Consider the following 13,586-nt stretch of genomic DNA (forward strand, 5'->3'; position numbering starts at 1 on the left):
CCGTGCACGGCGGGCGGGTCAGGGAAGGGTTTCGGCCGAGTCGGGCTTGGGGGGGTCTTCGCCGGTGAGCACCGTGGCGAAGCGGTCGGAGACCAGGTCCCAGTGCCACTCGCGTTCGATCCAGGCGCGGCCTCGCTCGCCCATGGCGCGGGCGCGGGCCGGGTCCTTGAGGAGGGACGCCACCGCGGACGCCACCTGGGCGGGGCGCGTGCCGTCGACCAGGACGCCGGTCTCGCCGTCGCGGACGGCGTCGGGCGCGCCTCCCGAACGGCCGGCGACGACCGGGAGGCCGGTGGCGGAGGCCTCCAGGTAGACGATGCCGAGGCCCTCGGCGTCCAGGCCGTTCAGGCGGGTGCGGCAGGGCATGGCGAACACGTCGCCGGCGTCGTAGTACGCCGGCAGGCTGCTCCACGGCACCGAGCCCGTCACGATCACCGACGCCTGGAGGCCTCGCTCGGCGATCGCGCGCTCCAGTGCCTTGCGGGACGGCCCGCCGCCGACCAGCAGCAGCACCGCGTCCGGCACCTGCCGCAGCACGGCGGGCCACGACCTCACCAGCATGTCCTGCCCCTTGCGCGGCACCAGGCGCGAGACGCATACCGCGACGGGCCGGTTGCCGACGCCGAGCGCCACCCGCACCTCGGCGCCGCCCGCCCCGGGCCGGAACACCTCGGTGTCCACGCCCGGCGCCAGCCGCACCAGGCGGGAGGCGGGGATGACCGGCGCCAGCCGCTTCCTGGTGTACTCCCCGAGGTAGGTGACGGCGTCGGCGTGCCGGCCGATGCGCGCCAGCAGGGCACGGGTCGGCTGCATCCCCGCCCAGGCCGCCTCGTGGCCGTGGGTGAGCATGACGACCCGCCGGGCCCCGGCCGCGCGCATCGCCGGCGCCAGCAGCCCGAGGGGGGCCGCGGCGCCGAAGACCACCGTGCGGCACCGCTCGGCCCGCACGAGCTCCGCCGCCCGCCTGGCCACGCCGGGCCCCGGCAGCATCAGCGACGTCGGGTGGCGCACCACCCGGTACGGCTGCCGCGCGTCGAACTCCTCGCATCCCTTCCACCGGGGCGCGTAGACGACCACGGAGCCGGGCGGGCGGCGCACGGCCAGGGCGTGGACGAACGCCTGGATGCCGCCCGGCCTCGGCGGGAAGTCGTTGGTCACGATCAGCGCCCGGTCGCCGTGGTGCCCGGTCACGGCTCCGGCAGCCCGTTCACCCGTGCCCAGGACCGGGCGAGCGCGAGACGCTGCGGCGAGGTGGGGTGGGAGGCGTACATGAGGTACTCGAACGCGCTCGGCGACAGGTCGGAGATGTTGGTGACGGCCAGGCGCTTCTGCATCGCGGCGAACGTCGCGGGGTCGCGGGTCAGGTCGAGGGCGTGCACGTCGGCACGCGCCTCGATGTGCCGGCTGACGAGGTTCTCGGCCGGCCCGGACAGCACGGTGGCGATGCTCATCAGCCCCAGCAGCAGCCCGGCCGCCCGCGGGTCGCCCACGGACGCCACGCCGGTCCTGCGGCGCAGCCGGCCGCAGGACAGCACGAGGAAGAGCAGGCACGCGCCCGCGGCGGCGCCGAGCGCGCCGACGAGCGTGCCGTACAGGACGTCGCCCTCGTCGGCGTGGCCCAGCTCGTGCGCCACGACCAGCTTCACCTCGCCGGCCGGGGCGCGCAACAGCGTGTCGTAGACGACGATGCGCCGGGTGGCGCCGAACCCCGAGACGTAGGCGTTCAGCGCGGTCGTGCGGCGCGAGGCGTCGGCGACCAGGACGTCCTCGACGGGCACGCCGTCGCGGGCGGCCATGGCGATCAGCTCCGAGCGCAGCGGCCCGGCCGGGAGCGGGGTGAAGTCGTTGAACAGCGGCTCGACCACCAGGGGGTAGACGAACGACGCCACGACGGTGAGCGCGGCGGCGCCGCCGGCGGCCGGGATCCACCACCGGCGGGGCGCGCGCCGGGCCAGCCAGACGACGGCCAGCACCATGATCGTGATGAGCACGGTCTGGACGGCGAAGCTCTTCAGCCGGTCGGCGGACCAGGCGGGCCAGCCCTGCGTGGACAGGCCGTACTCGCGCAGCCGCGCCTCGAACCACATGCCGAGCGGCCACTTGAGCAGCAGGCTCACCGCCGAGATCAGCGGCACGGCGAGCAGCGTGCGCAGCCACCACGGCCCCTTGAGGCGGGACGCGGCCCAGGCTCCGGCCGGCGTCAGCACGAGCACGCCGGCCACGACGAGCGTGACCGCCAGGGACAGGTACGACGGGAGGCTGACGGCGGCGTCGAACGCCTCGGCGCGCGCGATCTGCGCCGCGGTGAAGTCGCGCGCGGGATCGGGGACCACGGCGGGCGCGCCGCCGGGCAGGGAACGCCACGGGGTCGTGAGCGCGGCGACCACGACCAGCGCCCCGCCGAGCACGAGCAGCCCCACGCCGGCCGCCCGCGCCCCCGCGCCGCCCACACCGTGCCGCCGGGTGTCCTCCATCAGCCCTCCCGCCGTGGACCGGCTCACGGCCGGAGCTCGGCGCGGACGTGTGAGCGCCAGGCGGCGGTGAACTCCGCCGGGGTGAGCCCGAGTGTCCGCCGGAGGGCCGTGCGGGGGTCGCTTCGCATGGATTCACGGTAGAGGGTCACCAGGGCCCGCTCGCCGAAGCGGGCCGCGACATACCGGCAGGCGAGCCACGCCTCCTGGTACGCCTGGGCCAGGCGCGGCGCGCCGGTCGCGAAGTCGGCGCGATCGGGCAGCGACCGCGGCGCCCGCCCGGCGCGCACGTCGGCCGCCAGTTCGGCCGCGGCCGTGCGGACCGGGATGCCGGCGTCAAGGTAGCCGATGTAGTCGGCCAGGCCCTCGACGAGCCACTTGGGCGTCCGCCCGTCGGTGGCGGCGCCGAGGGCGACGTGGGCCAGCTCGTGAGCGAGCACGACGTCGCGCCCGGCGACCGTCAGCCGGTCGAAGGAACGGGGCTCGACGATCACGCGGTCGGGGCCGGCCACCGCCGCCAGCCCGCCGAGCGCGGCGGGCGCCGCGAGCACGGCGGCCTGCTCGGTGGTGGCGGGCACCAGGATCAGCGGCCGCACCGTCCCGGCGAGACGGGCGACGGCCCTGCTCGCCCGGTCGGCCGCGCGGGCGATGCCGGCGAGCCGGCTCCGGGCCGCGGCGACCGCGCCCGCACGGGCGGCGGTGCCCGCGGGCGCCGCGACGGCCCCGGCGAGTGCGGGGAACGCGCCGGGCAGGCCGATCACCAGTGAACGCTCGCCCCGGACGACCTCCGCGCCCGCCCAGATCTCGGGGTGCGCGGCGAGCACGGCCTGTGCGCGGCTCTGGAACCCGCCGGGCGCCGCCTCGGCGGGCCCGGGGGCGATGACCGGCGGCTGGCCGGTGAGCGTGCCCAGCAGCCCCGCCAGGACCGCGCAGAGCCAGATGACACGCATGCGGGCAATCTACCGCCGTCACCGCGGTGCGAGCGGTACGGGGCATGCGAAGGCCCCGTCCACGCGAGGGGTGGTGGACGGGGCCTTCACGGGGGGCGTGTCAGCGTGCGCCTGGAGATGCCTCTTGGGAAGGCGTCCCTGGGAGGTCTCCCGGCGCGCGGATCACATGCCTGGGCGGACGGCGCCGACGAAGCTGGACTTGCGGTAGCCGCTCAGCTTGTCGACCCGGACCCGCGAACCGCTGTTCGGCGAGTGGATCATCTTGCCCTTGCCGACGTACATGCCGACGTGACCGAGGCCGCGGAAGAACATCAGGTCTCCTGGCTTGAGGTTCTTCCAGGAGATCTTCTTCTTGATCGAGCGGTACTGGCTCGCCGCGATCCGGGGAAGCTTCACGCCGGCCTTGCGCCAGGAGAACATCACGAGCCCCGAGCAGTCGAACGCGTGCGGTCCGCTCGCGCCGTACCGGTAGGGGTCGCCGATCTGCTTCCTGGCCACGGTCACCGCCGTGGTGGCCTTGATCCGCTGCTTGGCCGCCTTGCTGAGCTTGGCGGCCGCCTTCTGCGTCGCTCCCTGCCGCGTGCCGGCCTGCTGTGTCCCCGCCTCCTGCGGGGCTGCGTGCTGTACCCCCGCCTCCTGCGGGTCTACCTGCTGCACCCCCGGTTCGCGCGGGGCTACCTGCTGTACTCCGGCCTGCTGCGTGGCGGCGTCAGCCGCCGTCGCCTGTGCCGCGACCGCTCCGACGGAGGCCGTCACGGTGAGAGCTACCCCACCGGAGAGACGAGCGAAGCGAGACAGGCGAGGGGTGTTGGTGGTGCTGGACAGGATCGCTCCTTGGTTCTTCCACTTTCGCCTACCGGGTTAGCTGACGGATTCGGGCTTGGAAGTCGCCCTACGGCCCGCAAAGGCGCCGATTCACCCCCGATCCCCTGGTGAGGGGATCAATTGGGTCCCCGGTTCCGTGCTCCTGGCTGCACGGATTCGGCTGGTCACCGCCACCGCGGTCCTTGTTCGCGCATAACTGGGACGGCGGTGACCAATGGATTTGTCTGGACATACCGGTCGAGGCGACCGGCTTTCCTCGCGGCGGCATGGCGTGCTCGCTGCGGGCCAGAAGCTACACAGAACGCCAAATCTAAGCAAAGGCCGGGGACATAAGCCGTAGATCAGTACGAATGATCGACGCAGGAAACCCCTGCATAACGGTCGCCCCTGTTATGCGAATGTGATTCCCCTCACACATTCCAGAACAGGGCCTGCGACTGGCCCCATCTGTCACTTACGTCACATCTGTCGACGATCTTGCCCGGCGGAACGATCCGCGGAGGCCCTCCAGTACACCTCGCAAAGCGGACATATCTCTCGCTCGAACCTCGTCCACCGAAGGCCCTGACGGCGACGCATCGTGACCGGGCAGTCCGATCCGGTATACCTGCAACAAGATTTTCTAAATCGCCATTGCGCAACAACCGTTGCGCATGTCAGCGTGAGCGCATGGACAAGAGGAACGTGCGGCAGATCACCGACTCGCGGGTGCTCGCGGCCCTGGCCCACCCCCTGCGCCGCCGGCTCATGGACGTGATGAAGGTCGACGGGCCCGCCACCGCGAGCGCCCTCGCCGCCGCGACCGGCCAGGCCGTCGCCAACATCAGCCACCACCTGCGGGTGCTCGCCGCCTGCGAGCTGGTCGAGGAGGCCCCCGAGCTGGCCCGCGACCGCCGGGAGCGCTGGTGGCGGCTGGTGTCGGCCGGCGTGCGCTGGTCCACCGCCGACTTCGCCGACGACCCGGTGGCCAGCGCGGCCGAGTCGCTCAACCTCGACCACCACGTCGGCCTGGTCAGGGCCTGGTTCGCAGCCGGCGAGCAAGAGCGCGCCGCGTGGGAGGACGCCCCCTTCTCCACCGACAAGTGGCTGCGGCTCACCCCCGGCGAGCTGTCGCGGCTGTCGGCGGAGCTCACCGCGGTCCTCGACCGCTGGGCGGACCGCGAGATCCCCGACGACGGCGAGCGCCGCGACCCGGTCTTCCTGTTCGCCTTCGGCGTGCCCGGCCGCCCGTGACCCCGCCGTCCCGCTCCCCCACGCCCCCGCGAAGGCCCCCGCACCCGCCGAACGCCCCCGCACCTCCCTCCGAGACCGCCGTGAGCCGCCCGCCCGCCCCTGCCGCCGCCACGCCCCCTCCGGCCCCCGCCGAGCGACGGCGTCCCGGCGGGCTGCTGCGACAACGCGACTTCCGGATGCTGTGGATCGGCGAGACCACCAGCGCGTTCGGCAGTACCCTGACCGGCGTCGCGCTGCCCCTGGTGGCGGTCACGACGCTGGGAGCCGGCACGTTCACCGTCGCGCTGCTGACGGCCGCCACCTGGCTGCCGTGGCTGGTCGTCGGGCTGCCCGCCGGAGCCTGGATCGACCGGCTCCCCCGTCGGCCGGTGATGCTGGCCTGCGACCTCGCCTCGCTCCTGCTGCTCCTCAGCGTCCCCGTCGCCGCGTGGATCGGCATGCTGACGATCACGCACCTGCTGGCCGTCGCCCTGCTCGCGGGCGTCTCGACGGTGTTCTTCCAGACCGCCTACCACGTCTACCTGCCGACGGTGGTCGACGCCGCCGACCTGCCGGAGGCCAACGCCAAGCTCCAGGGCAGCGAGTCCGCCGCCCAGGTGGCCGGGCCCGGCGCGGCCGGCCTGGCCGCCCAGGCGCTCGGCGCGGTCAGCGGGCTGCTCGCCGACGCCGCCACCTTCCTGGTCTCGGCGCTGTGCCTCATGGCCGTCAAGGCGCGGGAGAAGCCCGTCGAACGCGCCCGCCGCGCAACGAGCCTGCGCACGGAGATCGGCGCGGGCCTGCGGTTCGTGGTCCGCGATCCCTACCTGCGGGTCCTGACCGCGTTCGGCGCCGCCAGCAACCTGGCGCTCACGGGGTACCAGGCGATCCTGGTCGTCTTCCTCGTCCGCGAGGTCGGCGTGGGCCCGGGCGTGGTCGGCGGGCTCATCGCGGCGACCGGCCTCGGCGGGGTGGCCGGCGCCGCCCTCGCGCCCTGGATCGGCCGGCGTCTCGGGACGGCCCGGGCCCTGCTGACGTGCCTGCTGTGCGGCTCGCCCGCGGGCCTGCTGATCCCGCTCGCCCGCCCGGGGGCCGGCCTGGCCTTCATGGTGGCCGGTGGGCTGGTCGTGTCCGCGGCGGTGGTCGCGGGCAACGTGATCAAGGGAAGCTTCCGTCAGGTCTACTGCCCGCGCCCCATGCTGGGCCGCATCACCGTCAGCATGCAGTTCCTCAACTACGGGACGATCCCGCTGGGCGCCCTGCTCGGCGGCACGCTGGGCACGGCCCTGGGCACCCGCCCCACCATGTGGATCATGACGGGGATGGCGGCGGTGTCGGCGCTCGTGCTGCTGGCGGGGCCGATCCGGCGCCACCGCGACCTGCCGGCCGCACCGCCCGGCCATGGTCACGAGCCGGCAGGCGCGCGCTGACCGCCCGGCCGGCCCGCCCGGCCTCGGCGGAGCGGAGCGGCCGTCAGGGGCGGATGGCGCCCATGAGGCCGTGGTAGGACGACAGCGGCACGACCTTGACGACGTCGCCCGTGCGGGGGGCGTGCACCATCTTGCCGTCGCCGGCGTACATGCCGACGTGCCCGAGGCCCGAGCGGAACACCAGGTCGCCCGGCTGCAGGGCGCTCAGCGGCACGCGCCGGGACGCCCCCCAGGAGTACTGCGACGCCGCGGTGCGGGGCAGGGAGACCCCCGCCGCCCGCCAGGCCGCCTGCGTGAGCCCCGAGCAGTCCCAGGAGCCCGGCCCGGTGCCGCCGTAGCGGTAGGGCTTGCCGACCTGCGCGTAGGCGAACTGGAGCGCGGCCCGCGCGTTCCCGGAGGCGGGCCCGGTGTACTTGATGCCACCGCTGTTGGGGTTGCCGGCCTTGAAGGCGTTCAGCCGGCGCAGCAGGCGTTCCTGCTCGCCGACGAGCTTCTCGACGTCCTTCTTCTGCTCGCGCAGCTCGTCGAGCAGCTTCAGCGCGTCGTCGTAGCCGTTCTTGGCCTTGTCGCGGTCGCCCTTGAGGCCCTTGATGGCGTTCTCGTACTCGGCCAGCGAGCGAGAGCGGCCGGCGGAGAGCTGGTCGACGGAGGCGAGGCCGCTCAGCAGCATGTCGGGGTCGCCCTGGGTGATCAGGTTCGGCCAGGCGAGCAGGTCGCCGGTCTGGTAGCTGCTGACGGCGACCGACACCAGGCCGGCGCGCAGCCCCTCGATGCGCTCGAGCTGCCCCTTGAGCCGGCCGTTGAGGGCGTTGTAGGCCTTCCTGGCCTTCTTGTAGCGCTCGCTCGCGTCGTTGTACTTGTCCACCACCTTGTCGGCCTGGTCGCTGAGCTTCTCGAGCCGCGCCTTGGCCTGGGCGGCGGTGGGCTTGGGCTCGGCCCCGGCCCCACCGGCCTGCGTCACCATGACGACGGCCATCAGGCCGGCGGTCACCGAAACACGCGCGACTGACCGGATGCGCACGACCACTGGGACGCCAGCCCCCTCAAAGGTGAGACAAGTGAGTAAACCTGGGCCGTGATCCTACAGAAGGGTCAAGAACGCCTCTACCTTTACCCATGAAATGTTCTGGTCTTGCGTGGGTCGAAACGCCGCCGTGACCTGGAGGCGGAGCGCGACCGCCCGGCGGGGCCGCGCGGTCAGGGCCGGCGGTCAGGAACGGCGGTCAGACGGGCCCGGGCGACCGGCCCCGCCGGGCTTCCGCGGCGGCGCTCAGGAGCGGCCGAGGCGCCGCAGCAACAGGGTGGCGGGGACGGGGCGGGCGCCCATGCGCCGCACCGACTCGGCGACCTCGCGGTCGGAGGAGACCACGGCCACCGCCCGCCCGGGCGGCTCGGCGCGGACGAGCTGCCGGATGAGGTCGTCGGCGATCTCCCCGGGCGCGCTGAACAGCACCCGCACCCCGCGCGGGGCCGACACCTGCACCGGGCCGTTCAGCTCGGCGCCGTCGAACGCGCACGTGACCTCCGCGCGGGTCTGCACGGCGATGCCGCCGAGCCCGGTGACCAGCCGCGAACGCTGGTCGACGAGGGTCAGCGACGGGTAGCCCGACTTGGTGACGTTGTAGCCGTCCACGATGAGGTGCAGGTGCGGGATGGCCAGGAGCTGGTCGAGCAGGGCCGGGTCGTCGTCGGCGAGGGCGCGGGCCGGCACGGCCCGCACCGAGGGGCCCCTGGGGGCCACGGCGCTCACGGAGTCGGCCGGCCTGGTGATCGCCACGGGCAGGCCCAGCTCGCTGCGCAGCCCCGCCGAAGCGTCCTGCAGGGCGTCGAGCAGCACGCGGATGCGCGCGTCCTCGATGCTGCGGCCCTCGCGCGCGGCGCGGCGGCCGGCCTCCAGCGCACGCTCGGCGTCGGCCAGGCGCTCGCGCAGCCGGCGCAGCTCGGTGTCGACCGCGCCCGACGCGGAGGCCGCCGCGGCCCGTGCCTCCTGGGCCAGGGCCTCGGCCTCGGCCGCGCGCTCCTCGGCGAGCTTGCCGCGCTCGCGGACGTCGTGCAGGCGGCGGCGCAGGTCGGAGACCTCGGCGCGGGACGCCTTGAGCTGCTCGCGCAGCCGGTCGGTCTCCTCCTTGGCCGCGACCCGCTGCGTGGCGAGCTGCTCGCGCAGCCGCACGACGGTCTGCTCCTGGGCGTTGCCCTCCGCCGCGGCGGCCGACTGCTCCAGGTCGGCGCGCGCGGTCTCCACCAGGTCGGGCCAGCCGGGCGGGCGGGTCAGATAGGCGGCGGCCGCGACGAGCACCGGCTCGGCGGCGGGCGGGACGGTGCCCTCCCGCAGGCTGGCGACCATCTCGGGCCACGCCTCCTGGAGCGACTCGGCGACGGTCTCGCGGAACTCCTTGTCGGTCTCCAGCTGCGCGGCGATCGGCGCGCTGCCCAGGCGGGCGCGCTTGCGGGGGTCGAACCTGGCGATGCCCTTCAGCGGGGCGGGGATCGTCGCGGGCGGCATGGTGCCGAGCACCTGCGCGGCGAGTTCGACGACATGTAAACGGACCTGCTCGGGCAGCGGGCGAGACAGGCCTTCTCCGGCTGAACTCATCCGTCTTCCCCTAGCTATCGGCCTCTTCAATAGTTGTCTATCCGTCAAGGGTACGGCTGACGGGTATGTGGTCAGGGCGGTTCCGGCGCGTGCCCGGGTGAGGGTGGGGTCCGCTCGAAACTGTCGGAGAGTGCTCGTATGGTCATGGGCGTGGAGATCGGCGTTCAAGGCACTCTTGACGAACTCGGCACCCCGCTGCGGCAGGTGACCTTCGTCGTCTTCGACCTTGAGACGACGGGCGGGTCACACCTGGAGCACGCCATCACCGAGATCGGCGCGGTGAAGGTCCGGGGCGGCGAGGTGATCGGCGAGTTCGCCACGCTGGTCGACCCCGGGCGGCCCATCCCGCCGTTCATCACCGTGCTCACCGGCATCACCGACGCCATGGTGATCGCCGCGCCGCCGATCGAGCGGGTGCTGCCCGCGTTCCTGGAGTTCGCCGGCGGCGCCACCCTGGTGGCGCACAACGCCCCCTTCGACGTCGGCTTCATCAAGGCCTCCTGCCAGGCGCACGGCTACCCGCCGCCCGCCAATCCGGTGGTCGACACCGCCGATCTGGCCCGGCGGGTGCTCACCCGCGACGAGGTGCCCAACTGCAAGCTGTCCACGCTGGCGCGGGTGTTCCGCAGCGCCACCGAGCCCTGCCACCGGGCCCTGGCCGACGCCAGGGCCACCGTCGACGTGCTGCACGCGCTGATCGAGCGGGTGGGGTCGTTCGGCGTGCAGACCCTGGAGGAGCTCAAGGGGTTCGTCCGGGCGCCCACGCGCGAGCAGAAGCGCAAGCGGCACCTGGCCGACGGCATCCCGAGCGTCCCCGGCGTCTACGTCTTCGAGGACGAGCGCGGCGAGGCGCTGTACGTCGGCAAGAGCGGCGACCTCCGGCAGCGGGTGCGGTCCTACTTCACGGCGAGCGAGACGCGCCCGCGCATCCGCGAGATGATCGGCATCGCCGAGCGCGTCCGGCCGATCGTCTGCGCCACCGGGCTGGAGGCCGAGGTCCGCGAGCTGCGGCTCATCGGTTCCACCAAGCCGCGCTACAACCGCCGTTCCCGCTTCCCCGAGAAGGTCGTGTGGCTCAAGCTGACCGACGAGCCGTTCCCCCGGCTGTCGATCGTCCGTGAGGTCAAGGCCGACCGGGCCACCTACCTGGGCCCGTTCAGCTCCGCGCGCGGCGCGGAGGACGCCAGGTCGGCCCTGCACGAGGCGCTCCCGCTGCGCCAGTGCACCGAGCGCCTCAGCGCGCGCGTCAGGCGCCCGGCCTGCGCGCTGGCCGAGATGGGCCGCTGCGGCGCGCCGTGCGAGGGCCGCGAGAGCGCCGACGACTACGGCCGCCACGTCGAGGACGCCCGGGGCGCCATGGAGCACGATCCGGGGCCGGTGTTCTCGGCCCTGGAGGCGCGCATGCGGCGCCTGTCCGACGAGCAGCGCTACGAGGAGGCCGCCGTCGACCGCGACCGGCTGGCCGTCTACGTCCGCACGGCGGCGCGCATGCAGCGGCTGCGGTCGCTGACCGGCATCCCCGAGCTGGTCGCGGCCAGCCCCGCCTTCGACGGCGGGTGGGAGATCCACGTCGTCCGGCACGGCCGGCTGACGGCGGCGGGCGTGATGCCGAGGGGCGCGCACCCCACGCCGTTCGTCGACGCCCTGGTGGCCACGGCCGAGACCGTCACCCCCGGCCCCGGCCCGCTGCCCGCGGCGATCGCCGAGGAGAGCGAGTGCATCCTGCGCTGGCTCGACTCCCCCGGCGTTCGCCTGGTCCGCGTCGAGGGCACCTGGAGCCAGCCGGCCCGCGGCGCGGGCCGCCTCAAGGAACGCATCGACCTCGCCTACAAGGGCCGCGACGTCCGCCACCCGCGCGAGGGCCGCCCGCTGCGCTGACCCGCGGCCGGGTTGGCCGGGTTGGGCCCAGGGGGTGGCGGCGCGGCGGCGACGCGGCGCTAGAGTCGGGCGCAAGCCGCACTCGAAGGAGAGAGCACGTATGGTCACCGCGATCGTGCACATCAAGGCGGAGGTCGACCGCATCCCCGAGGTCGCCGAGACCATCGCCGAGCTCGACGGCGTCAGCGAGGTCTACTCGATCACCGGCGACTACGACCTGGTGGCGATGGTGCGCGTGAACGCCTACGAGCAGGTCGCCGAGGTCGTCCCCGGCCGCATCAACAAGGTCGCCGGCGTCCTGGCCACCGAGACCCACCTGGCCTTCCGCACCTATTCGAAGCACGACCTCGAAGCGGCCTTCTCCATCGGCTTCAACGAGGCCGACTGAACGAGGCCGTGAGCGACCACGCCGCCGGCCTCGCGACCGGCTGACGCACGGCCGGCCGACGCGCGGCGCGCGGCTCCACGGGCCGGGCGTCTGCCCGCCGCTTCACGCCCCGGCGGGGAGGGCGCGTTCCACGCGCGCCCGCGAGCCCCCTCACGTCCCGAGGGCGCCCGCACCCGGCCGCCGCACCATGTGGACGTCGATCGGGTCCTGCGCCTCCACGGCGAACCCGTGCCGCTCGTACAGCCGCCGTGCGGCGCTGCCGCGCAGCACGTCGAGGCGGACGAGCGCGCCGTCGGCGTCGGCCCGCGCCAGCAGGGCGCGCAGGACGGCCGATCCGACCCCCCGGCCCTGCAGGCCGGGGGCGAGATAGAAGTGTTCCAGCCACCGCCCGTCCTCGGCCGGGCGCACGGCGACGCAGCCCGCGAGGGCGCCGGCGGCCACGATGACCGAGGTGTGCCGCGGGGAGAAGGAGTCGCGCAGCCGCTGCCGCACCCGGTGCTCGTCGAACCGTCCCAGCCGTTCCAGGTCGGGACGCATCACCGCCGCGCGCAGCTCCGCGATCGCCTCGACGTCGGCCGGCTCCGCGGGCCGCAGCGCCCACTCCACGGGACGGCCCGACCCGGCCCACGGCGCCGCCCGGACCGGCCGTATCGGATCCGTCGTCGCGCTCGCATCCATGGCCGGAATATCTCAGCGACCGGTTGTGAGCACGTACGCGGCGGCATCGCTCCGGCCGGGGCGCGGGGCCGCGCCGTGGTCAGGAGGCGCGGTGGGAGCGGCTGATGTCGATCCAGCGGGCCAGGGTGGCGGCGGCCTTTCCGGTGTCGACGGCGGTGGCGGCCCGGGCGTAGGCCTGCGACATGGCGGCGGTCAGGGCCTCGCCGGGGGCGGCGTGATCGGACGCGGGGGCGTTCGCGCTCAGGGCGTCCAGGGAGACCAGGCCGGCGGCGGCGTTGAGCAGGACGGCGTCGCGGACGGGGCCGGGCTTGCCGCCGACCAGGTCGTGGACGGCGCGGGAGTTGAACTCGACGTCGCCGCCGCGCAGCGCGTCGGGCTCCGAGCGCGGGACGCCGATGGCGAGCGGGTCGAAGGTGGTCTCGGTGGCCGTGCCCTCCCTGACGACCCACACCGAGGAGGTCGCGGCGGTGGACAGCTCGTCGAGGCCGTCGTCGCCCCGGAAGACCAGGGCCGACACGCCGCGCTCGGCGAAGACCCCGGCCACCACCGGCAGCATGCGGGCGTCGTACACGCCGATCGCCTGGGCGGACGGCCGCGCCGGGTTGGTCAGCGGGCCGAGGAAGTTGAAGACCGTCGGGACGCCGATCTCGCGGCGGGCCGGGCCCGCGAACCGCAGGGCCGGGTGGTAGACCGGCGCGAAGCAGAAGGCGATGCCCGCCTCGCCGGCCGTGCGGGCGGTGAGCTCCGGCGGCAGGTCGAGCACCACGCCCAGGTGCTCCAGGACGTCGGCCGCGCCGCACGAGGACGACGCGGCGCGGTTGCCGTGCTTGACGACCCGCGCCCCCGCCGCCGCGGCGACGATCGCGGCCATCGTCGAGACGTTCACGGTGTGGGCGCGGTCGCCGCCGGTGCCGACGATGTCGAGCGTCGGCCCCTCGACCGACAGCGGGGTCGCGCGCTCCAGCATGGTGCGCGCCAGGCCGGTGACCTCGGCGACCGTCTCGCCCTTGGCCCGCAGCGCGATGGCGAAGGCGGCGATCTGGGACGGGGTGGCCGCCCCGGTCATGATCTCGTCCATGGCCCAGGCGGTCTCGTCGGCGCTGAGGTTCTCGCGCGTGAGCAGGGCGGTGAGCAGCGCGGGCCAGGTGGTGCGCGCGTCCATGA

12 protein-coding genes and 1 riboswitch are annotated in these 13,586 nt (G+C 74.4%); of the genes, 4 read left to right on the plus strand and 8 right to left on the minus strand.

The genetic code is table 11. The annotated features are described in order from the left end of the window. Positions 1-18: 18 nt before the first annotated feature. The 4 genes from PYR91_RS03935 to PYR91_RS03950 all read right to left on the minus strand — a co-directional run bounded on the left by PYR91_RS03935 (position 19) and on the right by PYR91_RS03950 (position 4,177). Entirely contained in the window at positions 19-1,191 is a 1,173-nt protein-coding gene (locus tag PYR91_RS03935) for a glycosyltransferase family 4 protein (RefSeq protein ID WP_279777536.1), read from the minus strand. Next, on the minus strand, positions 1,188-2,474 hold the full coding sequence (locus tag PYR91_RS03940; RefSeq protein ID WP_279777537.1) for a M48 family metallopeptidase: 1,287 nt from the start codon (positions 2,472-2,474) through the stop codon (positions 1,188-1,190). The genes PYR91_RS03935 and PYR91_RS03940 overlap by 4 nt, the downstream gene beginning before the upstream one ends. A 23-nt stretch (positions 2,475-2,497) precedes the next feature. After that, positions 2,498-3,421 (minus strand): hypothetical protein, encoded by a 924-nt coding sequence (locus PYR91_RS03945; protein WP_279777538.1) that lies wholly within the window; start codon positions 3,419-3,421, stop codon positions 2,498-2,500. A gap of 162 nt (positions 3,422-3,583) precedes the next feature. Next, positions 3,584-4,177: a C40 family peptidase gene (locus PYR91_RS03950; protein WP_279777539.1), complete on the minus strand. Its 594-nt coding sequence runs from the start codon at positions 4,175-4,177 to the stop codon at positions 3,584-3,586. Between the two features lie 79 nt (positions 4,178-4,256). Then, positions 4,257-4,418: riboswitch (cyclic di-AMP (ydaO/yuaA leader) on the minus strand. Between the two features lie 497 nt (positions 4,419-4,915). Between PYR91_RS03950 and PYR91_RS03955 the strand changes: the two genes are divergently transcribed. Continuing rightward, positions 4,916-5,479: a helix-turn-helix domain-containing protein gene (locus tag PYR91_RS03955; RefSeq protein ID WP_279777540.1), complete on the plus strand. Its 564-nt coding sequence runs from the start codon at positions 4,916-4,918 to the stop codon at positions 5,477-5,479. A gap of 80 nt (positions 5,480-5,559) precedes the next feature. Beyond that, positions 5,560-6,885, plus strand: coding sequence for an MFS transporter (locus tag PYR91_RS03960; protein ID WP_279777541.1), 1,326 nt, complete (start codon positions 5,560-5,562; stop codon positions 6,883-6,885). 43 nt (positions 6,886-6,928) lie between these two features. Here the strand turns inward: PYR91_RS03960 and PYR91_RS03965 are convergent, their stop codons facing one another. Together PYR91_RS03965 and PYR91_RS03970 are read right to left on the minus strand one after the other, a co-directional pair. Further along, positions 6,929-7,876 carry a C40 family peptidase gene (locus PYR91_RS03965; protein ID WP_279777542.1) on the minus strand — a complete coding sequence of 316 codons (948 nt, stop codon included), beginning with the start codon at positions 7,874-7,876 and terminating at the stop codon, positions 6,929-6,931. A gap of 279 nt (positions 7,877-8,155) precedes the next feature. Beyond that, positions 8,156-9,478 (minus strand): NYN domain-containing protein, encoded by a 1,323-nt coding sequence (locus PYR91_RS03970; RefSeq protein WP_279777543.1) that lies wholly within the window; start codon positions 9,476-9,478, stop codon positions 8,156-8,158. Between the two features lie 144 nt (positions 9,479-9,622). On the opposite strand from PYR91_RS03970, the gene PYR91_RS03975 reads away from it, so the two are divergent. Then, positions 9,623-11,356 (plus strand): DEDD exonuclease domain-containing protein, encoded by a 1,734-nt coding sequence (locus PYR91_RS03975; protein WP_279778019.1) that lies wholly within the window; start codon positions 9,623-9,625, stop codon positions 11,354-11,356. A gap of 100 nt (positions 11,357-11,456) precedes the next feature. Then, positions 11,457-11,744 carry an Lrp/AsnC ligand binding domain-containing protein gene (locus PYR91_RS03980; RefSeq protein ID WP_279777544.1) on the plus strand — a complete coding sequence of 96 codons (288 nt, stop codon included), beginning with the start codon at positions 11,457-11,459 and terminating at the stop codon, positions 11,742-11,744. A gap of 150 nt (positions 11,745-11,894) precedes the next feature. Here PYR91_RS03980 and PYR91_RS03985 read toward each other — a convergent pair whose 3' ends face one another. Together PYR91_RS03985 and trpD are read right to left on the minus strand one after the other, a co-directional pair. Further along, complete coding sequence (locus PYR91_RS03985; RefSeq protein WP_279777545.1) at positions 11,895-12,422, minus strand: GNAT family N-acetyltransferase; 528 nt, start codon at positions 12,420-12,422, stop codon at positions 11,895-11,897. Between the two features lie 79 nt (positions 12,423-12,501). Then, positions 12,502-13,584 carry an anthranilate phosphoribosyltransferase gene (trpD, locus tag PYR91_RS03990; RefSeq protein WP_279777546.1) on the minus strand — a complete coding sequence of 361 codons (1,083 nt, stop codon included), beginning with the start codon at positions 13,582-13,584 and terminating at the stop codon, positions 12,502-12,504. Positions 13,585-13,586: the final 2 nt, after the last annotated feature.

This window comes from Sphaerisporangium sp. TRM90804 (assembly GCF_029846175.1).
Taxonomy (GTDB): Bacteria; Actinomycetota; Actinomycetes; order Streptosporangiales; family Streptosporangiaceae; genus Sphaerisporangium.

Bases quoted from the DNA above. Each gene is read 5' to 3' on its own strand.
- PYR91_RS03940 (WP_279777537.1), bottom strand. From the start codon at position 2,474: ATGGAGGACACCCGGCGGCACGGTGTGGGCGGCGCGGGGGCGCGGGCG.
- PYR91_RS03945 (WP_279777538.1), bottom strand. From the start codon at position 3,421: ATGCGTGTCATCTGGCTCTGCGCGGTCCTGGCGGGGCTGCTGGGCACG.
- PYR91_RS03980 (WP_279777544.1), top strand. From the start codon at position 11,457: ATGGTCACCGCGATCGTGCACATCAAGGCGGAGGTCGACCGCATCCCC.
- PYR91_RS03955 (WP_279777540.1), top strand. From the start codon at position 4,916: ATGGACAAGAGGAACGTGCGGCAGATCACCGACTCGCGGGTGCTCGCG.
- PYR91_RS03975 (WP_279778019.1), top strand. From the start codon at position 9,623: ATGGGCGTGGAGATCGGCGTTCAAGGCACTCTTGACGAACTCGGCACC.
- PYR91_RS03985 (WP_279777545.1), bottom strand. From the start codon at position 12,422: ATGGATGCGAGCGCGACGACGGATCCGATACGGCCGGTCCGGGCGGCG.
- PYR91_RS03970 (WP_279777543.1), bottom strand. From the start codon at position 9,478: ATGAGTTCAGCCGGAGAAGGCCTGTCTCGCCCGCTGCCCGAGCAGGTC.
- trpD (WP_279777546.1), bottom strand. From the start codon at position 13,584: ATGGACGCGCGCACCACCTGGCCCGCGCTGCTCACCGCCCTGCTCACG.